The organism is uncultured Pseudomonas sp. (genome assembly GCF_913774235.1).
Classification (GTDB): Bacteria; Pseudomonadota; Gammaproteobacteria; order Pseudomonadales; family Pseudomonadaceae; genus Chryseomonas.
On sequence record NZ_CAJYDW010000009.1, the window covers coordinates 16,467 to 36,300 of the forward strand.

Sequence of the window (19,834 nt, forward strand, 5' to 3'; positions counted from 1 at the left end):
ACCGGGCAGGGCGCGGGGGTCAGTCCTCGTCGTCCTGGGCGAGCTGGATATCGTCCATCTTCAATTCGAGCCGGTAGGCCAGCGCCAGGAACAGCGCCTGGCAGAGGCACAGGGTGGCAGTGAGGGAGCGGAAGGCGAAGGCACTGCCCTCGCTGACCAGCAGCAGGCCGTCGGCGCGCTTGGCCAGCGGCGACAGGGTGCTGTCGGTGATGATCAGGGTCTTGGCCTTGTGATGCTGGGCGATGCGCACGCACTGCTGGCTTTCCTTGCCGTAGGGGCTGAAGCTGATGGCGATCAGCAGGTCGCCCTGGGCGATGCTACGCATCTGCTCGCGATAGCCGCCGCCCAGGCCGGTGATGAGATGGATGCGCTTCTTGGTGTGCTGCAGGTTGTAGACCAGATAGTCGGCCACCGCGAAGGAGCGGCGCACCCCCACCACATAGATGTTCTCGGCATTCACCAGCAGTTCGATGGCCTGGTCGAAGGCCGCGTCGTCCAGTTCCTCGCCCAGTCGCTCGATTCCGGAGCGGGTGGCGTTGATGCATTCGCGCGCGAGATCGCTGCCGCTCTCGTTCTTGCTCTTGTTGGCGATCAGGTTGCGGATGCGCTGCTGGTAGTTCTGCACCGGCGTGGTCTTGTGGGTATAGGCCTCGCGAAACAGCGCCTGCATCTCGCTGAAGCCTTTGAAGCCGAATCTCTGGCAGAAGCGCACGATGGCCGAAGGGTGTACCTCGCACTGGCTGGCGATATCGCTGATGCGGTCGACCATCACCCGGTCGCTTTGCTGGCTGACGTAGACCGCCACGCGCTTGAGCTGACGGGGCAGGCTTTCGTAGTCGTTGGCGATGGCGGCCAGCAACAGCTCGACGCTGAGGGGCGGTTCGGCGTGGGGACCGCCCGAGGGCATGTCGTCGGGCAAGGTCTCGGAGGACATGGAGGCTTTCTCTCTTATCTGTGCTGTCGGCAAGGTAACCCATTCGCCGGATGTCGTCGAAGTGGCGGACGGGAAAGCTCTGGCGGCCGATTGGAAAATTAATTCTATAAAATTCTATTTGAAAAAAATATTGATTTTTGTGTTTTCGCGTTCTAGCCTGGGTTCATTCCGAACAAGCTCGATCCTGATGCAGCGATCGCGGCGATAACAATAAGCAGGAGCCACCCATGGGTGACCAATTCTTCGCCAGCGGGCGCCCGTTGGACGTGATTTGCCTCGGACGCCTGGGCGTCGATCTCTATGCCCAGCAGATCGGTGCGCCGCTGGAGGAGGTCGCCAGCTTCGCCAAGTATCTGGGTGGGTCCTCCGCCAACATCGCCTTCGGCACCGCCCGGCTGGGGCTGAAGTCGGCGATGCTGACCCGGGTCGGCGACGATCACATGGGACGTTTCCTGACCCAGCAGCTGGCGAGCGAGGGCTGCGACACCCGCGGCATCACCGTGGATCGCGAGCGACTGACCGCCATGGTGCTGCTGGGGATCAAGGATCGCGAGACCTTCCCCCTGGTGTTCTATCGCGAAAATTGCGCCGACATGGCGCTGTCCGCGGACGACATCGACGAAGCCTTCATCGCCAGCGCCAAGGCGCTCTTGATCACCGGCACCCACTTCTCCACCGACGGCGTGTTCCAGGCCAGTAGTCGGGCGCTGGACTATGCCGAGCGCCACGGCGTGAAGCGGGTGCTGGACATCGATTACCGCCCGGTGCTCTGGGGGCTGACCGGCAAGGCCGATGGCGAGACCCGCTTCATCGCCAGCGCCGAGGTCAGCGCCCACGTGCAGCGCATCCTGCCGCGCTTCGACCTGGTGGTGGGCACCGAAGAGGAATTCCAGATCGCCGGCGGCAGCGAGGATCTGCTCAGCGCCTTGCGCCGGGTGCGCGAGGTGACCGCGGCGACCCTGGTGGTCAAGCTCGGTGCCCAGGGCTGCACGGTGATCCACGGCGCCATTCCGGCCCGGCTGGAAGACGGCGAGATCCATCGTGGCATCCGCGTCGAGGTGCTCAATGTGCTGGGCGCCGGCGATGCCTTCATGTCCGGCTTCCTGCGCGGCTGGCTCACTGGCGGCGACGATGCCGAGTGCTGCCGCCTGGCCAATGCCTGCGGTGGCCTGGTGGTGTCGCGCCACGCCTGCGCCCCGGCCATGCCGACCCTGGCGGAGCTGGACTATCTGCACAACAGCCCGGTGCCCATCACCCGGCCGGACCTCGATCCCGTGCTCAATCGGCTGCATCGAGTCAGTGTTCGGCGCCGCGAGTGGCAACAGCTGTTCATCTTCGCCTTCGACCATCGCTATCAGCTGGTGGAGTGTGCCCAGCAGGTGGGCGCCGATCCGGCGCGGATTCCGGCGCTCAAGCAGTTGTTCGTCCAGGCCATCGAGCAGGTCGAACAGGATCTGGCGCGGCAGGGCGTGGCGGCCAATGTCGGGCTGCTGGCCGACGAGCGCTTCGGCCAGGATGCGCTGAACGCCGCCACCGGCCGTGGCTGGTGGGTGGCGCGGCCGGTGGAGCTGCAGAACTCGCGGCCGCTGGCCTTCGAACACGGTCGCTCGGTGGGCAGTAATCTGCTGAGCTGGCCGGGCGAGCAGATCATCAAGTGCCTGGTGCAATTCCACCCTGACGACGAGCCGCTGCTGCGCCTGGAGCAGGAAGCCCAGCTCAAGGGGCTGTACCAGGCGGCCCAGGCCAGTGGTCATGAATTGCTGCTGGAGGTCATCCCGCCGAAGCAGCACGCCTCGACCCGGCCCGATGTGCTCTATCGCGCCATCAAGCGCCTGTACAACCTGGGGATCTATCCCGAGTGGTGGAAGATCGAGGCGCAGCCGACGGCGGTCTGGCAGCAGCTCGACGAATTGATCGCCGAACGCGACCCCCATTGCCAGGGCGTGGTGCTGCTGGGGCTGAACGCTCCGGCGGAAGAGCTGGCCGAGGGGTTCCGCCAGGCCCGGGGCAGTTCGACCTGCCGTGGCTTCGCCGTGGGCCGGACCATCTTCGGCCAGCCGAGCCGGGCCTGGCTGGCCGGCGAGATCGACGACGCCGGGTTGATCGCGCAGATCCGCGGCAACTTCGAATTCCTGATCCAGGCCTGGCGCGACGCCCGCGCCTGATCGCCATCCGACGAGCAAGGCTGACATGACCGCACAACAACAAAGACTCAAGATCGGCATCAATCCCATCTCCTGGGCCAACGATGACCTGCCGGCCCTGGGTGGCGACACTCCGCTGGAAACCATCCTGCGTGAGGGCAAGGAGATCGGCTTCCAGGGCTTCGAACTGGGCGGCAAGTTTCCCAGCGAGCCGAAGGCGCTGGGCCAGGTGCTCGGCCAGCATGGCCTGGAGCTGGTCTCCGGTTGGTATTCCAGTGGCCTGGCGCACCGTGACGTCGAGGCCGAGATAGAGGCGATCCGTCCGCACTGCCGGCTGCTGGCCGAGAACGGTGCCAAGGTGCTGGTCTATGGCGAGGTGGCCGGCTCCATCCAGGGCCAGCGCGTGCCCCTGATCGAACGGCCGCGCTTCCACAGCGACGCCGCCTGGCAGGCCTACGCCGAGAAGCTCGACCGTCTGGCCGCCTTCACCCTGAGCCAGGGCCTGCGCCTGGCCTACCACCACCACATGGGTGCCTATGTGGAGTCGCCCGAGGACATCGCCCAGCTGATGGCGCTGACCTCCAAGGATGTCGGCCTGCTGTTCGACGCCGGCCACTGCTACATGGGGGGTGGCGAGCCGCTGAGCGTGCTGCAGCAGCATCTCGACCGGGTCTGCCACGTGCACTTCAAGGACGTGCGCAAGCCCGTGGTGCAACTGGCGCGCAACAATCAGTGGAGCTTTCCGGATTGCATCCTCAACGGCACCTTCACCGTGCCGGGCGATGGCGATATCGATTTCTCGGCGCTGCTCAAGGTGCTGGTGGCCGGCGGCTACCAGGGCTGGCTGGTGGTGGAGGCCGAGCAGGACCCGGCCGTGGCGCCGGCCTACGAATACGCCAAGAAGGGCTATGACCATCTGCGCCAGCTGGTGGCGCAGGCAACCGCCTGAGGAGACCCGCGATGAATCTGCTCGTCAAAGCTGACAAGACCTCCCGCGACCTCGTCAGGGTACCGGCCGGTGCCCTGAAGTACGTCGGCTTCGCGGCCCATCGCCTGCAGGCGGGTGAATCCCTGCCGGTGGTGGCGGGTGATCTGGAAGTCTGCATCGTGCTGCTCAGCGGCGGCGCCAGTATCGAAGGCGGGCATCCGCAACTGGGCGACTTCGCCTGGCGGGGGCTGGCCGGTCGCCAGAGCGTCTTCGAAGACGTCTCGCCCTATGCCGCCTACCTGCCGCCCGGCAGTGAGGCGCGGGTGACCGCCGACAGCACCGCCGAAATCGCCATCTGTACCTCGCCGGGCAATCCGGTGGTGGCAGACCGGCTGCCACCGCGGCTGATCGAGCCGGCCAACATGGCGCGCTCCACCCGCGGCAAGGGCGCCAATACCCGCTATGTCTGCGACATCCTGCCGGACACGGCGGCGGCCCATTCGCTGCTGGTGGTGGAGGTGCGTACCCCGTCCGGGCATTCCTCCAGCTATCCCCCCCATCGCCATGACCGCGACAACCTGCCGGAGGAGAGTCTGCTGGAGGAGTCCTACTACCACCGCATCGATCCGGGCCAGGGCTTCGTCTTCCAGCGCGTCTACACCGACGAGCGCGACCTGGACCAGGCCATGGCGGTGGAAGACCACGACGTGGTGCTGGTGCCACGCGGCTATCACCCGGTCAGCGTGCCCTATGGCTACGAGTCCTATTACCTCAACGTGATGGCCGGGCCCAAGCGCATCTGGAAATTCCACAACGATCCGCAGCACGAGTGGCTGCTGACCCGGTAACCCCTTTCGCCTTCGCCATGGCGGCGACCCCAGGACACGAGGATTCAGGACATGAGCGACACCCCCGTCATCGGGCACTACATCAACGGCGAGGTCTCGACCCAGGCCGAGCGCTTCAGCGACGTCTTCAATCCGGCCGAGGGTGTGGTCAAGGCGCGGGTCGCCCAGGCCACGGCCCAGACCGTGGACCAGGCTGTCGCCGCGGCCAAGGCGGCCTTTCCGGAGTGGTCCGAGCAATCGGCGCTACGCCGGGCGCGCATCCTGTTTCGCTTCAAGGAATTGCTCGACCAGCACCACAAGGAGCTGGCGGCCACCATTACGAGTGAGCACGGCAAGGTGCTGTCCGACGCCATGGGCGAGGTGACCCGCGGCATCGAGGTGGTGGAATTCGCCTGCGGCGCGCCGCACCTGGCCAAGACCAGCTACACCGACAACATCGGCGGCGGCATCGACAACTGGAACCTGCGCCAGCCGCTGGGCGTCTGCGCCGGCATCACCCCCTTCAACTTCCCGGTGATGGTACCGCTGTGGATGATTCCCATGGCGCTGGCCACCGGTAACACCTTCATCCTCAAGCCCTCCGAGCGTGATCCCTCCGCCAGCCTGCTGCTGGCCGACCTGCTCAAGCAGGCGGGGCTACCGGATGGCGTGTTCAACGTGGTCCAGGGCGACAAGGTGGCGGTGGACGCCCTCTTGCAGCACCCGGACGTGGAGGCCATCTCCTTCGTCGGCTCCACGCCCATCGCCGAATACATCCACCAGGAAGGCACCCGCCGCGGCAAGCGCGTCCAGGCCCTGGGCGGCGCCAAGAACCACATGATCGTGATGCCCGATGCCGACCTGGACCAGGCCGCCGACGCCCTGATCGGCGCCGGCTACGGCTCGGCCGGCGAGCGCTGCATGGCCATTTCCATCGCCGTGGCGGTGGGCGAGGTGGGCGACGCCCTGATCGAGAAGCTCTTGCCGCGCATCGATGCCCTGCGGGTGCGCAATGGCGTGGAGTCTGATGCCGACATGGGCCCGCTGGTGACCGGCCAGCACAAGGCCAAGGTCGAGGGCTATATCACCAAAGGGGTGGAAGAGGGCGCCAAGTTGCTGGTGGACGGGCGCGGCTTCAAGGTCCCCGGTGCCGAGAATGGCTTCTTCGTCGGTGCCACCCTGTTCGACGGCGTGACCCCGGAGATGACTATCTACAAGGAAGAGATCTTCGGCCCGGTGCTGGGCATCGTGCGGGTGCCGGACTTCGCCAGTGCGGTGGCACTGATCAACGCCCATGAATTCGGCAACGGTGTCTCCTGTTTCACCAGCGACGGCGGCATAGCCCGCGCCTTCGCCCGCACCATCAAGGTCGGCATGGTCGGAATCAACGTGCCCATCCCGGTGCCTATGGCCTGGCATTCCTTCGGCGGCTGGAAGAGATCCCTGTTCGGCGACCACCATGCCTATGGTGAGGAAGGCCTGCGCTTCTACACCCGCTACAAGAGCGTGATGCAGCGCTGGCCCGACAGCATCGCCAAGGGCGCCGAATTCAGCATGCCCACCGCCAAGTAAGGCCTTCCCTCTGCCGGAGTAGTCCCTGCCATGAGTCGACCCCTGCGTTTCGCCCTCAACCGCATGGTGGCGCCGTCCCTCACGTTGCCAGCCTTCCTCCAACTGACCCGGCAGTTGGGCTGCGACGCCGTGGAGATCCGCAACGATCTCCCCGGCGTCGAGTTGGAGGATGGCACCCCGGCGACCGAGGTGCGGGCGCTGTGCCAGGCCGCGGGTCTGCGCATCCTGTCGATCAATGCGCTCTATCCCTTCGACGTCTGGAACGACGAACGCCGCGCCCAGGCGCTGCGGTTGGCCGCCTATGCCCGGGACTGCGGCGCCGAGGGACTGGTGCTCTGCCCGCTCAACGATAGTGGTGACCACCGCGACGCGGCCCAGCGCGCCCGGGAGCTGCGCACCGCCCTGAGCGAGTTGGCGCCGATCCTTCGCGACCACGGCGTGCTGGGCTTCGTCGAGCCGCTGGGTTTTCCGGAGAGCGCATTGCGCTTCAAGCGCCAGGCGGTGGAGGCCATCCGCGCCATTGGCGGACTGGATGTCTTCCGCCTGGTACACGATACCTTCCATCACCACCTGGCCGGCGAGACCGAGTACTTCGCCGAACTGACCGGACTGGTGCATATTTCCGGGGTAGCCGCCGAGGTGCCGGTGGAGCAGTTGCGCGATGCCCATCGGGTGCTGGTCGAGGCGGTCGATCGCCTGGGCAATGCGGCCCAGCTCGAGCGCCTGCTGGAGGATGGCTATCGTGGTGCGCTGTCTTTCGAACCCTTCGCCGCCAGTGTCCAGGCGCTACCTGATGTCGCGCCGGCGCTGGCGCAGAGCATGCGCCTGTTGCAGGAGCGGCTAAGCTGCACCGCGGCGTCGGCGTGATCGGCCAGTCCGCGACTCCCATAACAACAAGGTGAATCCATGAGCACCCAACGTCTGACCATGGCCCAGGCCCTGGTGAAATTTCTCGATAACCAGTACCTCAGCGTCGACGGTGTCGAGACCAAGTTCGTCGCCGGCATCTTCACCATCTTCGGCCATGGCAACGTACTGGGCCTCGGCCAGGCGCTGGAGCAGGACGCCGGCGAGCTGGTGGTGCACCAGGGCCGCAACGAGCAGGGCATGGCCCATGCCGCCACCGGCTTCGCCAAGCAGAAGCTGCGCCGGCAGATCTATGCCTGCACCTCCTCGGTGGGCCCGGGCGCGGCCAACATGCTGACCGCCGCGGCCACCGCCACCGCCAACCGCATCCCGCTATTGCTGCTGCCCGGGGACGTCTACGCCAGTCGCCAGCCCGATCCGGTGCTGCAGCAGATCGAACAATTCCACGACCTGTCGATCAGCACCAACGACGCCTTCCGCGCGGTGAGCAAATACTGGGATCGCATCAATCGACCCGAGCAACTGATGAGCGCGGCGATCAATGCCATGCGGGTGCTGACCGATCCGGCCGAGACCGGCGCCGTGACTCTGGCGCTGCCCCAGGATGTCCAGGGCGAGGCCTACGATTATCCCGACTACTTCTTCGCCAAGCGGGTGCACCGCCTGGATCGCCGGCCGCCGGTGGCTGCCGCCATCGAGGACGCCGTGCGGCTGCTGGCCCGCAAGCGCAAGCCGCTGCTGATCTGTGGCGGTGGGGTGAAGTACTCCGGGGCCGCCGCGGCCCTGCAGCGCTTCGCCGAACGCTTCGAGATCCCCTTCGCCGAGACCCAGGCCGGCAAGAGCGCCATCGTCTCCAGCCACGAACTCAATGTCGGCGGCATCGGCGAGACCGGTTGCCTGGCCGCCAACCTGCTGGCCAAGGAGGCCGACCTCATCATCGGCGTGGGCACCCGCTACACCGATTTCACCACCTCCTCGAAATGGCTCTACCAGCATCCCGAGGTGGAATTCCTCAACCTCAACGTGGCCGCCTTCGACGCCGGCAAGCTCGACGGCCTGGCCGTGGTGGCCGATGCCCGCGAGGCGCTTCTGGCCCTCACCGAGGCGCTAGGGGCTACCGACTACCGCGCCGGTTGGGGCGCCCAGGTGGGGGAGGCCCGAGAGCGCTATCGCCAAGAGGTGGAGCGGGTCTATGCGGCCGGCTACACCGGCGCCGACTTCGTCCCGGAGATCGACGACGACCTGCCGCGCGCGGTGCTGGAGGAATTCGTCCGCCTGACCGGTTCCTCCCTGACCCAGAGCCAGGTGCTCGGCCGCCTCAACGAACGGCTGGACGATGACGCCATCATCGTCGCCGCCGCCGGCAGCCTGCCGGGTGACCTGCAACGTGCCTGGCAGAGCAAGGGCGTCAACACCTATCACCTGGAGTACGGCTACTCCTGCATGGGCTACGAGATCAACGCTGCCCTGGGGGTGAAGCTGGCCGAGCCCGAGCGCGAGGTCTATGCCCTGGTCGGCGATGGCTCCTACCAGATGCTGCACTCGGAGCTGGCCACTTCCATCCAGGAGCGCCGCAAGATCAACGTGGTGCTGCTGGACAACATGGCCTTCGGCTGCATCAACAACCTCCAGGTCGGTCACGGCATGGGCAGCTTCGGCACTGAGTTCCGCTACCGCAACCCGGAGACCGGCCGGCTCGACGGCGACTTCGTGCCGGTGGACTTCGCCATGAGCGCCGCCGCCTACGGTTGCAAGACCTACCGGGTGAAGACCCTGGAGGAGCTGGACGCCGCCCTGGCCGATGCCCGCCGGCAGACCGTCTCCACCCTCATCGATATCAAGGTGCTGCCCAAGACCATGTTGCACGGCTACCTGTCCTGGTGGCGGGTGGGCGGGGCCGAGGTCTCCACCAGTGAGAAGATCGCCGCCGTCGCCCAGGTGCTCAAGGAAAAAGCCGCCCAGGCGCGCCAGTACTGATCGCCGTTCGCTCCACAACAATTCCAATGAGGAGATTGCAGTCATGACCTTGAACATCGGTGTCATCGGGACCGGCGCCATCGGCCGCGAACACATCCGGCGCCTGAGCCATACCCTGCTGGGCAGTCGCGTGGTGGCGGTGACCGACATCAATGCCGAGCAGGCCACCCGGGTGGTCCAGGAGCTGGGCATCGCCGCCGAGGTCTACCCGGACGGCCATGCGCTGATCGCCGCGGCGGACGTCCAGGCCATCGTGGTCGCCTCCTGGGGGCCGACCCACGAGGAATACGTGCTGGCCGCCATCGCCGCCGGCAAGCCGGTGTTCTGCGAAAAGCCTCTAGCGACCACCGCAGCGGGCTGCAAGCGCATCGTCGAGGCCGAGCAGGCCCACGGCAAGCGGCTGGTGCAGGTGGGCTTCATGCGGCCCTACGATGCCGGCTATCGCCAGCTCAAGGCGGTGGTCGACGCCGATCGCATCGGCGCGCCGCTGATGATCCACGCCGCCCACCGCAACCCCACGGTGAGCGAGCACTACAGCACCGACATGGCCATCACCGACACCCTGATCCACGAGATCAACGTGCTGGCCTGGCTGCTGGACGACCACTATGTGTCCGCCCAGGTGGTCTTTCCGCGCAAGGCGCCCGCCGCCCGCGAGCACCTGCGCGATCCCCAGGTGGTGCTGCTGGAGACGGCCAAGGGCGTACGCATCGACGTCGAGGTGTTCGTCAATTGCCAGTACGGCTACGACATCCAGTGCGAGATCGTCGGCGAGCGCGGCATCGCCCGCCTGCCCGAGCCGACCTCAGTACAACTGCGCAGCGAGGCGCGGCTGTCCAACGAGATCCTCATGGATTGGAAGGACAGATTCATCGCTGCCTATGACGTGGAACTGCAGGCCTTCATCGATGATCTCGCTGCCGGCGTGCTGACCGGGCCCTCGTCCTGGGACGGCTACATCGCTGCCGTGACCGCCGATGCCTGCGTCAAGGCGCAGGACAGTGGCGCTATCGAACCCATCAGCCTGCCCAGCCGGCCGGCGTTCTACGGCTAAGCGCGGTCCGACGCTAGGGTGCAAGCAGCCTCGGCCGGGTGCTTTCGTGACCGGGCCGCGGTTTCCGTCATGTCCGCCGTTAGCCCGCTGGAGGACTGGTAGAAAGTCCGCGCCAATGGCGAGTGGCAGTGCTCTGGCGAGGGTTTTCATCCCGCACTGAAGATTTCTGTATATTTTTTCTATAGCGTTTGTATTGGAAATAAAATTCCAATACAGTGATTTCAGGTAGCTGCACGACCACGACCTTGTGTCTCCAGGCCAAGGCGTAAACCAACAAGAACAAGATCAGGTGCCGTCCCCATGAAGACTTCCAGCTCTCCTTCGGTTAGCTACACCTCCGCGTCCGAACTCGCTCCGCCACTGCCGGCCATCCTGGCCTGGCTGCTCCGGCTGTGCAGTCACGAACAGTCGGGCGCCGTGATCGGCGCCATGCCTGGCGCGCCTGTCCTCTACCGACTCAAGTGACGCGCGCCTGAGTCGATCGCGAGCTCACCCTACAAGGCGCCGACCCGGGTAGGTCGGTGCGTGCCCAGGTGTGCCTCGCGTCGGCGCAGCGCTGTTGCCTTGCCATCCCGCCTACCGAACGGAGTTTCGTCCATGTCCCGTACACCTCGCCTCGCCGCTCTCGCCGTCTCTCTGCTGCTGGCCAGCACCTCCGTGCTGGCCGATCTGAAGATCGGCGTGAGCATGCCCACCTTCGACGATAACTACCTGACCTACCTGCGCGAAAACATGAGCAAGAAAGCCAAGCAGGATGGGATTTCGCTGCAGTTCGAAGATGCCCGCAACGATGTGGTCAAGCAGCTGAACCAGGTGCAGAGCTTCATCAGCCAGAAGGTCGATGCGGTGATCGTCAATCCGGTGGATACCGCGGCCACGCGCAATCTGATCGAGTCGGCGACCAAGGCCGGCATTCCCCTGGTGTTCGTCAACCGCAAGCCGAACGATCCCAAGTTGCCCGCCGGGGTGGTCACTGTGACCTCCAACGACCTGGAGGCCGGGCATCTGCAGGCGCAGTACATCGCCGACAAGCTGGGCGGCAAGGGTCAGGTGGCGATCCTGCTGGGTGAGCTATCGAACAATTCGACCCAGGTACGGACGGCCGGCTTCAAGGAAATCCTGGCCAAGTATCCCGGGATCAAGATCGTCGAGGAGCAAACCGGCATGTGGTTGCGTGACAAGGGCATGGACCTGACCAGCAACTGGCTGCTGGCGGGCAAGGAGATCGATGCCATCCTGTCGAACAACGATGAAATGGCCATCGGCGCGGCCATGGCGCTCAAGCAGGCCGGCAAGCAGGGCGTGTTGGTCGGCGGTGTGGACGGCACCCCCGATGCCCTGGCGGCCATCAAACGCGGCCTGATGAGCGTCTCGGTGTACCAGGATGCGCGCGGCCAGGCCGAGGGCGCCCTCAGCGCGGCGGAAAAGATGGCCAAGAAGGAAAACGTGGAACAGAACGTGACCATTCCCTACCAGCTCATCACCCCGGAGAACGTGGCCGAGTTCCAGGCCAAGCTCAAGCAGTAGGGAACACTGCTGGTCGTCACGTCTGCAAAGGTGCGGGCGTGACGGCTACGGGCACCCTGAAGAGAGTGGCTCCCGCCCGTAAAAGGCTCCCGTGAGGGAGCCTTTTTTATTGCTTGCCGTTAGTACAATAATTTCCAAAAATCTGTTGACTGGAAAATAAATTCCAATCAAAGTCGAGGCATTGGCTAGATCCGATGAGGCCTTCGCTCGCGCAGGCCGCCACAACAATAAGAAGGTGTGATCATGTCGTCCGCTCTCCTGGCGCTCGCGCTTGTCCGCATTCCGTTCACCTGTTGCCTCGGCCTTCTGCTGACCTTCAGCGCGGTCGCCGTGGCCGCGCTGCGCCTGGGCGTCGCCGTTACCCATTGCCTCGTCGGCCTGATTCGCGCCCAGCAGCTCCAGGGCCGCAACGTCGATCCAGCCGCTACCCCCGACCACTACCCGCAGTTCCAGCGTCTATGACCTAAGCCGCGGGCCGCCCGGTGGCGGGCCGCGAGGAGAGCGTGACCATGCTAAGTTCTGCCACCGCCGCCGCGCCGGGCGTCCTGCCAGCCACCGCAGCGTCCAGCGAATACCTGCTCGAGATCGTCGACGTCACCAAGGAGTTTCCTGGCGTCAAGGCGCTGTCCCATGTCCAGCTACGGGTGCGCCCCGGCACTGTGCTGGCGCTGATGGGCGAGAACGGCGCGGGCAAGTCGACGCTGATGAAGATCATCGCCGGCATCTACCAGCCGGATGCCGGCGAGGTGCGGCTGCGCGGCGTGCCGGTGCGCTTCGAGACACCGCTGCAGGCGCTGCAGTCGGGCATCGCCATGATCCACCAGGAACTCAACCTGATGCCTTTCATGACCGTCGCCGAGAATATCTGGCTGGGTCGCGAACCGCTCAATGCCCTGCACCTGGTGGACCACGGCAAGATGCGCCGCCAGACCCAGGCGCTGCTGGACCGCCTGCGCATCGCCCTGGACCCGGATGACAACGTGGGCGAGCTGTCCATCGCCGGGCGGCAGATGGTGGAGATCGCCAAGGCGGTGTCCTACGACAGCGAGGTGCTGATCATGGACGAACCGACCTCGGCGATCACCGAGACCGAGGTGGCGCACCTGTTTTCCATCATCGCCGACCTCAAGGCCCAGGGTAAGGGCATCGTCTACATCACCCACAAGATGGACGAGGTGTTCCAGATCGCCGACGAGGTGGCGGTGTTCCGCGATGGCCAGTACATCGGCCTGCAGCGCGCCGACACTATGAACGGCGATGGCCTGATCGCCATGATGGTAGGCCGCGAGCTGACCCAGCTGTTTCCCGAACGGACCGCGCCGCGCGACGAGGTGCTGCTGGCGGTGCGCGACCTGGCGCTGGACGGGGTGTTTTCCGGGGTCTCCTTCGATCTGCGCGCCGGCGAGGTGCTGGGGATCGCCGGGCTGATGGGCTCGGGCCGCACCAATGTCGCCGAGACCCTGTTCGGCGTGACCCCGGCCACGGCGGGCGAGATCCGCATCGACGGCCAGCCGGTGCGGATGAGCGACCCCCATGTGGCGATCCAGAAAGGCCTGGCGCTGCTCACCGAGGACCGCAAGGACACCGGCATCTTTCCCTGCCTCTCGGTGGGGGAAAACATGGAGGTGGCGGTGCTGAACGGTTTCGCCAGTGGCGGCTTCGTGCAGCAGCAGCGCCTCGATCAGCTGTGTGAGGAGATGCGCCAGCAACTACGGGTGAAGACGCCGTCGCTGGACCAGTGCATCGCCAACCTCTCCGGCGGCAACCAGCAGAAGGCGCTCATCGCCCGCTGGCTGATGACCCGGCCGCGCATCCTCATCCTCGACGAACCCACCCGCGGCATCGACGTCGGCGCCAAGGCCGAGATCTATCGGTTGATCGCCAAGCTGGCCGCCGAGGGCCTGGCGGTGATCATGATTTCGTCCGAATTGCCCGAGGTACTGGGCATGAGCGATAGGGTGATGGTGATGCACGAAGGCACCGTCACCGGCTTTCTCGATCGCGGTGAGGCGACCCAGGAGCGGGTCATGCACCTGGCCTCGGGCAATCCCGTCCTGCACTAGAACGCATCACCCGCGGCGGGCCCGTGCCCACCGCTCCCGGCATACAAAGAGGTAGAACAAGATGAGTGCCCTATTGGACAAGAAAACCGCCGAGCTACCCGCCGCGCGCTCCCGGCGCCGCATCCCCACCGAGTTGGGCATCCTGCTGGTGCTGCTCGGCATCGGCCTGGCCTTCGAGGCCTTCGGCTGGGTCCTGCGCGACCAGAGTTTCCTGATGAATTCCCAGCGCCTGGTGCTGATGATCCTGCAGGTGTCGGTGATCGGCCTGCTGGCCATCGCCGTGACCCAGGTGATCATCACCACCGGTATCGATCTCTCCTCCGGCTCGGTGCTGGCGCTATCGGCCATGGTGGCGGCGAGCCTGGCCCAGACCTCGGACTTCGGCCGGGCGGTGTTTCCCTCGCTGACCGACTTGCCGGTGTGGGTACCGGTCATGGCCGGCCTCGGGGTGGGGCTGCTGGCCGGCGCCATCAACGGCAGCATCATCGCCGTCACCGGCATCCCGCCCTTCATCGCCACCCTCGGCATGATGGTCTCGGCCCGCGGCCTGGCGCGCTACTACACCGAAGGCCAGCCCATCAGCATGCTCTCCGACAGCTACACCGCCATCGGCGCGGGTGCCATGCCGGTGATCATCTTCCTGGTCGTGGCGGTGATCTTCCACATCGCCCTGCGCTACACCAAGTACGGCAAGTACACCTATGCCATCGGCGGCAACATGCAGGCCGCGCGCATCTCCGGCATCAACGTCAAGAAGCACCTGATCATCGTCTACAGCATCGCCGGCCTGCTGGCGGGACTGGCCGGGGTGGTGGCCTCGGCCCGCGCCGCCACCGGCCAGGCCGGCATGGGTATGTCCTACGAACTGGACGCCATTGCCGCGGCGGTGATCGGCGGCACCAGCCTGGCGGGCGGGGTAGGGCGCATCACCGGCACCGTGATCGGCGCCCTGATCCTCGGGGTGATGGCCAGCGGCTTCACCTTCCTCGGCGTCGATGCCTACATCCAGGACATCATCAAGGGCGTGATCATCGTGGTCGCCGTGGTCATCGACCAGTACCGCAACAAGCGCAAAGCCAAGCGCTGAGGCTAGTTTGTCCCCCTCTCCCTCCGGGAGAGGGCTGGGGTGAGGGCCAGCCTTGCACCCGCCGCGTTCCCCCTCTCCCCCTGGGAGAGGGCCGGGGTGAGAGCCAGCCTTGCACCCGACTGCTTTTCCCCCTCTCCCCCTGGGAGAGGGCCGGGGTGAGAGCCAGCCTTGCACCCGACTGCTTTTCCCCCTCTCCCCCTGGGAGAGGGTTGGGGTGAGGGTGCTCTTCCATCACTCACCCATTCTTTTACCCGGCAGGCTAAGGCTTCGTCTGCCGGGTCTTTCTATCCCCCTCTGACGGAGAACGACATGCGCGACATCGGCATCGGTCTGATCGGCACCGGCTTCATGGGCCACGCCCACGCCCAGGCCTTCCAGCATGCGGCGAGCAGCTTCACCCTACCGGTACGCCCCCGGCTGGTGGCCCTGGCCGACGCCGATCCAGAGCGCGCCGCGCGGTGCGCCGATGACTGGGGCTTCATCCGCAGCTGCGACTGGGAACGCCTCATCGCCGATCCGCAGGTCGAACTGGTGGCCATCACCACGCCCAATCTGCTGCACGCGCCCATGGCCCTGGCCGCCCTGGCGGCGGGCAAGGCGGTCTATTGCGAGAAGCCCCTGGCGGTGAGCCTGGAGGAAGCCACCCGGATGCGCGACGCGGCGCGCCAGGCCGGGGTGGTCAACCGGGTCGGCTACAACTACCTGCAGAACCCCATGCTCAAGCAGGCACGTGAGCTGATCGAGAGCGGCGAACTGGGCGAGATCGTGAGCTTCAGCGGCGAATTCAGCGAAGACTTCATGGGCGATCCCCAGGGCCCCTTCACCTGGCGTTGCGAGACCCGCCAGGCCGGCGGCGCCCTGGCCGACCTGGGCAGCCATATCCTGTCGCTGGCGCGCTTCCTGCTTGGCCCGGTGGCGGCGCTCTGCGCCGATCTGCACACCGCCCATGGCCAGCGGCCGCACCAGGGCGGCACCCGGGCGGTGGAGATCGACGACCAGGCGCACCTGCTGCTGCGCTTCGCGAGTGGCGCCCGCGGCACCCTGACCACCAGCTGGCTCAAGCACGGCCGCAAGAATCGCCTGGCGGTCGAGGTCTGCGGTACCCGCGGCACCCTGGTCTTCGACCAGGAGCGACTCAACGAACTGCGCCTCTACCAGGTGGGTGACCGCCCGGGCCTGGCCGGCTTTCGCACCCTGCTGGCCGGCCCGCACCTGCCGGACTACGCCGCCTTCTGCCCGGCCCCCGGCCATCAGCTCGGCTACAACGAACTCAAGACCCTGGAGGTCCGCTCGCTGCTGGAAGCCCTGGGCGGCAACCCTGACCATACCGGGGTCGACTTCCAGGAAGCCTGGGAGGTAGAACGCCTGGCCCAGGCCGCGCGCCAGTCGGCGCAGGAAGAGCGCTGGGTCAGGCTGGACGGCTGACGCCGAGGCCTCAGTACCCCGCCACCAGGCCATCCTTGCGCGGGTCGGAGCCACCCACGTAGCCGCCGGCGATGCGCTGGATGATCTGGGCGCCGCCGAAGGCGAACACGCCCGACGGTTCTTCCACGGTCAACTCGTGGCCCAGGGCCCGCAGGGCTGCCAGGGTGGCTGGGTCCAGGCTGCTTTCCACCGCGACCCGGCGGCCGCCCTCCAGACGCCAGCGCGGCGCGTCGGCGGCGGCCTGGGGATTCTGCCGGTACTTGAGGATGCGCAGCATCAGCTGCAGGTGCCCCTGGGCCTGCATGGGGCCGCCCATCAGGCCGAAGGACATCAGCGGGGTGCCGTCGGCGTTCATGGCGAAGCCGGGGATGATGGTGTGGAAGGGCCGCTTGCCCGGCGCCACGCTGTTGACGTGGTCCGGCGCCAGGGTGAAGCCGGCGCCGCGATTCTGCAGGCTGATGCCGGTGCCCGGCACGACGACGCCCGAGCCGAAGCCCATGTAGTTGGACTGGATGAAGGAAATCATCATGCCGCTCTCATCAGCTGCCGACAGACAGACGGTACCGCCCGGCCGTGGCGCGCCATAGCCGGGATCGCCGGCGCGCGGCCCGAGCAGCCCGGCGCGTTCGCGCAGGTAGGCCGGATCCAGCAGGTGCTCGGCCTGGACGCGCATGTGCGCGGAATCGGTGACGTGCTGGTAGAGATCGGCCAGCCCCAGCTTCATGGCCTCGATGGCGCGGTGCAGGGTGGCGGGGCTGTCCACCGGGTCGTCGCCGATGCCGGCGGCTTCCAGGATGCCGAGGCCTGCGAGGGTGGCGATGCCCTGGCCATTGGGCGGCAACTCGTGCACTACGGCGCCGGCGAAGGGCAACGAGAGGGTGTCGATCCAGTCAGCCCGGTGGGCGCGCAGGTCTTCTTCGTCCAGCACCGCGCCGTGCTCGCGGGCATGGCGGGCCATGGCCTGGGCCAGTTCGCCCTGGTAGAAGGCGGCGCCTTCGCTGGCGGCGATGGCCTCCAGGGTTCGCGCATGATCGGGCAGGCGTACCAGGGTGCCGGCGCGGGGCACGCCGTTGGCCAGGAAGCAGGCAGCGAAACCGGGCTGGTCCTTGAGCTGCTCGGCGCCGCGGCGCCAGAGTTCGGCGATCACCGGGGTGAGCAGGAAGCCGTCGCGGGCATAGTGGATCGCCGGGGCGGCGAGAGTGGTCAGCGGCAGCTTGCCGTAGCGCTGGGCCAGGGCGACCCAGGCGGAGACGGCGCCGGGTACGGTGACGGCGCCCCAGCCGCGGGCCGGCATGGCACTCTGGCCGGCGAAGAAGTCGGGCGTCCAGCCCCGCGGCGCGCGGCCGGAGGCATTGAGGCCCTGCACCTGCTTGCCGTCCCAGACGATGGCGAAGGCGTCGCTGCCGATGCCGCAGCCGGTGGGTTCCACCACGGTGAGCACCATGGCGGCGGCCACCGCGGCGTCCACCGCGTTGCCGCCGCGGCGCAGCATCTCCACTCCGGCCTGGGCGGCCAGCGGCTGGGAGCAGGCCACCAGGTTGCGGCCCATGACCGGCGAGCGAGCGGAGGAATAGGGGTTGTGATAGTCCAGATCGAGCATGGGTAGGGATCTCATTGGTGACGAGGATCGAGGGCGTCGCGCAGGCCGTCGCCCAGCAGGTTGAAGCCCAGCACGGTGAGGTAGATGCAGACCCCCGGGGCGATGGACATCCAGGGCGCCTGCTCCATGAAGTTCTTGGCGGTGTTGAGCATGGAGCCCCAGGAGGGCATCGGCGGTTGCTGGCCGAGGCCGAGGAACGACAGGCTGGCCTCGGCGAGGATGGCGGCGGCGATGGTCAGGGTGGCCTGCACCACCAGCGGCGAGAGGATGTTGGGCAGCACGTAGCGCCAGAGGATCCAGCGATCCGGCAGGCCGATGGCGCGCGCCCCTTCGAGGTAGTCCTCGTGGCGGATGGCCAATACCTGGCCACGGGTCAGGCGGGCGAACACCGGCATGGCGGAAAGGCCGATGGCGATCATGGCATTGCCCAGGCTCGGCCCGAGGAAGGCGCCCAGGGCGATGGCCAGCACCAGGAACGGACAGGACAGCAGGGCTTCCACCAGGCGCGAGACCAGGGCGTCCAGCCAGCCACCGAAGTAGCCGGCCACCAGGCCCAGGGGCACGCCCACCAGCAGGGCGATGGCCACCGAGACCACCCCGGCCAGCAGCGAGCTGCGCGCGCCCCACAGCAGCCGCGAGAGCAGGTCGCGGCCGAGTTCGTCGGTGCCCAGCCAGTTCAGCGCCGAGGGTGCCTTGCGCACCGCCAGGAAGCTGGTCTTGAGCGGATCAAAGGGGGCCAGCCAGGGCGCCAGCAGGGCGGCCAGGGCGAAGGTCAGGATCAGCGCGGCGCCCAGCAGCGCGCCGCGGTTGGCGCTGAACTTGCGCCAGAAGGGCGAGCGGGCGGGTCTCAGGGTAGCCGGGCGGGGCAGGGTCAGGGCGTTCATGCGGCTTGCCTCAGGCGCGGATTGATCAGGCGGTAGAGCAGGTCGGCCACCAGGTTGAGCAGCACGAAGCCCACCGCCACGCAGAGCACCACCCCCTGGACCACCGCGTAGTCGCGGTTGAACACGGCGTCGACGATCATCTTGCCGAAGCCGGGGATGCTGAAGACCTGCTCGGTGAGCACCGCGCCACCGAGCAATTCGCCGAACAGCAGGGTGGTGAGGGTGACGATGGGCATCAGCGCATTGCGCAGCGCATGGCGCAGGATCACCACCCGCTCGCGCAGGCCCTTGGCCCGGGCGGTGCGCACGTAGTCGGCGCGCAGTACCTCCAGCATGGCCGCCCGGGTATGGCGCATCAGGGTGCCGGAGAGTCCGGCGCCCAACACGAAGGCGGGCAGGATCAGGGTGCGCAGGTTGCGCAGCGGGTCCTCGTGGAAGGGCACGAAGCCGGAGGCCGGCAGCCATTGCAGCTTCACCGCGAACAGCAGGATCAACAGGATGCCGAGCCAGAAGTGCGGGATGGAGATGCCGGACAGGGCCACCAGGTTGGCGCCGTAGTCCACCGCCGTGCCGCGGCGCACCGCGGCGAGGATGCCGGTGGGGATGCCGATGGCCAGGGCGATGAGGATGGCCAGCAGCGACAGCTCCAGGGTCACCGGCAGCTTCTCGGCGATCAGCGCCGTCACCGGCTGATCGGTGCGCAGCGAGATGCCCAGATCGCCGCGCAGTACCCCGCCCATCCAGTGCAGGTACTGCACCGGCACGGGATCGTTGAGCCGGTATTTCTCGCGCAGGAATTCCAGCACCTGGGGATCGCGTTCCTCGCCGGCCATGGCCAGCACCGGATCGCCCGGCAGCAGTTGCTGCAGGGTGAAGACGAACAGCGACACCAGCAGCAGGGTCGGCAGGGCACTGAGCAGGCCACGCAGGAAGAGGCGCAGCATG

17 protein-coding genes are annotated in these 19,834 nt (G+C 66.9%); 13 read left to right on the top strand and 4 right to left on the bottom strand.

Annotation, left to right across the window (positions count from 1 at the left end; genetic code table 11):
• Window positions 1-19: 19 nt before the first annotated feature.
• A complete protein-coding gene (locus tag QZ471_RS08320) occupies window positions 20-934 on the bottom strand; it encodes a MurR/RpiR family transcriptional regulator (protein WP_295462596.1) in 915 nt (304 codons plus the stop codon).
• A 227-nt stretch (window positions 935-1,161) separates the two neighbouring features.
• On the opposite strand from QZ471_RS08320, the gene iolC reads away from it, so the two are divergent.
• The 13 genes from iolC to QZ471_RS08385 all read left to right on the top strand — a co-directional run bounded on the left by iolC (window position 1,162) and on the right by QZ471_RS08385 (window position 16,405).
• A complete protein-coding gene (iolC, locus tag QZ471_RS08325; RefSeq protein WP_295462598.1) occupies window positions 1,162-3,099 on the top strand; it encodes a 5-dehydro-2-deoxygluconokinase in 1,938 nt (645 codons plus the stop codon).
• A gap of 25 nt (window positions 3,100-3,124) precedes the next feature.
• Window positions 3,125-4,027 carry a myo-inosose-2 dehydratase gene (gene iolE / locus QZ471_RS08330; protein WP_295462600.1) on the top strand — a complete coding sequence of 301 codons (903 nt, stop codon included), beginning with the start codon at window positions 3,125-3,127 and terminating at the stop codon, window positions 4,025-4,027.
• 11 nt (window positions 4,028-4,038) lie between these two features.
• Window positions 4,039-4,854, top strand: coding sequence for a 5-deoxy-glucuronate isomerase (iolB, locus tag QZ471_RS08335; RefSeq protein ID WP_295462602.1), 816 nt, complete (start codon window positions 4,039-4,041; stop codon window positions 4,852-4,854).
• A gap of 51 nt (window positions 4,855-4,905) precedes the next feature.
• Window positions 4,906-6,405, top strand: a complete 1,500-nt coding sequence (locus QZ471_RS08340) for a CoA-acylating methylmalonate-semialdehyde dehydrogenase (protein WP_295462603.1) — start codon at window positions 4,906-4,908, stop codon at window positions 6,403-6,405.
• Window positions 6,406-6,435: 30 nt separating this feature from the next.
• Entirely contained in the window at window positions 6,436-7,272 is an 837-nt protein-coding gene (locus QZ471_RS08345) for a TIM barrel protein (protein WP_295462605.1), read from the top strand.
• A 39-nt stretch (window positions 7,273-7,311) separates the two neighbouring features.
• Window positions 7,312-9,249, top strand: coding sequence for a 3D-(3,5/4)-trihydroxycyclohexane-1,2-dione acylhydrolase (decyclizing) (gene iolD, locus QZ471_RS08350; protein WP_295462606.1), 1,938 nt, complete (start codon window positions 7,312-7,314; stop codon window positions 9,247-9,249).
• Between the two features lie 43 nt (window positions 9,250-9,292).
• Window positions 9,293-10,303, top strand: a complete 1,011-nt coding sequence (locus tag QZ471_RS08355; RefSeq protein WP_295462608.1) for a Gfo/Idh/MocA family oxidoreductase — start codon at window positions 9,293-9,295, stop codon at window positions 10,301-10,303.
• 300 nt (window positions 10,304-10,603) lie between these two features.
• Window positions 10,604-10,768 carry a hypothetical protein gene (locus QZ471_RS08360; RefSeq protein ID WP_295462610.1) on the top strand — a complete coding sequence of 55 codons (165 nt, stop codon included), beginning with the start codon at window positions 10,604-10,606 and terminating at the stop codon, window positions 10,766-10,768.
• 132 nt (window positions 10,769-10,900) lie between these two features.
• Window positions 10,901-11,830, top strand: a complete 930-nt coding sequence (locus QZ471_RS08365) for a sugar ABC transporter substrate-binding protein (RefSeq protein ID WP_295462611.1) — start codon at window positions 10,901-10,903, stop codon at window positions 11,828-11,830.
• Window positions 11,831-12,073: 243 nt separating this feature from the next.
• Complete coding sequence (locus QZ471_RS08370) at window positions 12,074-12,292, top strand: hypothetical protein (RefSeq protein ID WP_295462613.1); 219 nt, start codon at window positions 12,074-12,076, stop codon at window positions 12,290-12,292.
• Between the two features lie 47 nt (window positions 12,293-12,339).
• The gene (locus QZ471_RS08375) at window positions 12,340-13,893 is read left to right on the top strand and encodes a sugar ABC transporter ATP-binding protein (RefSeq protein ID WP_295462615.1); all 1,554 of its coding nucleotides are present in this window, start codon (window positions 12,340-12,342) and stop codon (window positions 13,891-13,893) included.
• 61 nt (window positions 13,894-13,954) lie between these two features.
• On the top strand, window positions 13,955-14,980 hold the full coding sequence (locus tag QZ471_RS08380; RefSeq protein WP_295462617.1) for an ABC transporter permease: 1,026 nt from the start codon (window positions 13,955-13,957) through the stop codon (window positions 14,978-14,980).
• A 309-nt stretch (window positions 14,981-15,289) separates the two neighbouring features.
• Entirely contained in the window at window positions 15,290-16,405 is a 1,116-nt protein-coding gene (locus QZ471_RS08385; RefSeq protein WP_295462619.1) for a Gfo/Idh/MocA family oxidoreductase, read from the top strand.
• Window positions 16,406-16,415: 10 nt separating this feature from the next.
• Here QZ471_RS08385 and QZ471_RS08390 read toward each other — a convergent pair whose 3' ends face one another.
• The 3 genes from QZ471_RS08390 to QZ471_RS08400 are packed head-to-tail and all read right to left on the bottom strand — an operon-like array spanning window position 16,416 to window position 19,833.
• Window positions 16,416-18,005: a gamma-glutamyltransferase family protein gene (locus QZ471_RS08390; RefSeq protein WP_295462621.1), complete on the bottom strand. Its 1,590-nt coding sequence runs from the start codon at window positions 18,003-18,005 to the stop codon at window positions 16,416-16,418.
• Window positions 18,006-18,016: 11 nt separating this feature from the next.
• A complete protein-coding gene (locus tag QZ471_RS08395) occupies window positions 18,017-18,889 on the bottom strand; it encodes an ABC transporter permease (RefSeq protein WP_027601987.1) in 873 nt (290 codons plus the stop codon).
• Window positions 18,886-19,833, bottom strand: a complete 948-nt coding sequence (locus QZ471_RS08400) for an ABC transporter permease (RefSeq protein ID WP_295462625.1) — start codon at window positions 19,831-19,833, stop codon at window positions 18,886-18,888. The genes QZ471_RS08395 and QZ471_RS08400 overlap by 4 nt, the downstream gene beginning before the upstream one ends.
• Between the last annotated feature and the right edge of the window lies 1 nt (window position 19,834).

Coding starts and splice junctions, on each gene's coding strand:
- QZ471_RS08320 (WP_295462596.1), bottom strand. CDS start 934: ATGTCCTCCGAGACCTTGCCCGACGACATGCCCTCGGGCGGTCCCCAC.
- iolC (WP_295462598.1), top strand. CDS start 1,162: ATGGGTGACCAATTCTTCGCCAGCGGGCGCCCGTTGGACGTGATTTGC.
- iolE (WP_295462600.1), top strand. CDS start 3,125: ATGACCGCACAACAACAAAGACTCAAGATCGGCATCAATCCCATCTCC.
- iolB (WP_295462602.1), top strand. CDS start 4,039: ATGAATCTGCTCGTCAAAGCTGACAAGACCTCCCGCGACCTCGTCAGG.
- QZ471_RS08340 (WP_295462603.1), top strand. CDS start 4,906: ATGAGCGACACCCCCGTCATCGGGCACTACATCAACGGCGAGGTCTCG.
- QZ471_RS08345 (WP_295462605.1), top strand. CDS start 6,436: ATGAGTCGACCCCTGCGTTTCGCCCTCAACCGCATGGTGGCGCCGTCC.
- iolD (WP_295462606.1), top strand. CDS start 7,312: ATGAGCACCCAACGTCTGACCATGGCCCAGGCCCTGGTGAAATTTCTC.
- QZ471_RS08355 (WP_295462608.1), top strand. CDS start 9,293: ATGACCTTGAACATCGGTGTCATCGGGACCGGCGCCATCGGCCGCGAA.
- QZ471_RS08360 (WP_295462610.1), top strand. CDS start 10,604: ATGAAGACTTCCAGCTCTCCTTCGGTTAGCTACACCTCCGCGTCCGAA.
- QZ471_RS08365 (WP_295462611.1), top strand. CDS start 10,901: ATGTCCCGTACACCTCGCCTCGCCGCTCTCGCCGTCTCTCTGCTGCTG.
- QZ471_RS08370 (WP_295462613.1), top strand. CDS start 12,074: ATGTCGTCCGCTCTCCTGGCGCTCGCGCTTGTCCGCATTCCGTTCACC.
- QZ471_RS08375 (WP_295462615.1), top strand. CDS start 12,340: ATGCTAAGTTCTGCCACCGCCGCCGCGCCGGGCGTCCTGCCAGCCACC.
- QZ471_RS08380 (WP_295462617.1), top strand. CDS start 13,955: ATGAGTGCCCTATTGGACAAGAAAACCGCCGAGCTACCCGCCGCGCGC.
- QZ471_RS08385 (WP_295462619.1), top strand. CDS start 15,290: ATGCGCGACATCGGCATCGGTCTGATCGGCACCGGCTTCATGGGCCAC.
- QZ471_RS08390 (WP_295462621.1), bottom strand. CDS start 18,005: ATGCTCGATCTGGACTATCACAACCCCTATTCCTCCGCTCGCTCGCCG.
- QZ471_RS08395 (WP_027601987.1), bottom strand. CDS start 18,889: ATGAACGCCCTGACCCTGCCCCGCCCGGCTACCCTGAGACCCGCCCGC.
- QZ471_RS08400 (WP_295462625.1), bottom strand. CDS start 19,833: ATGCTGCGCCTCTTCCTGCGTGGCCTGCTCAGTGCCCTGCCGACCCTG.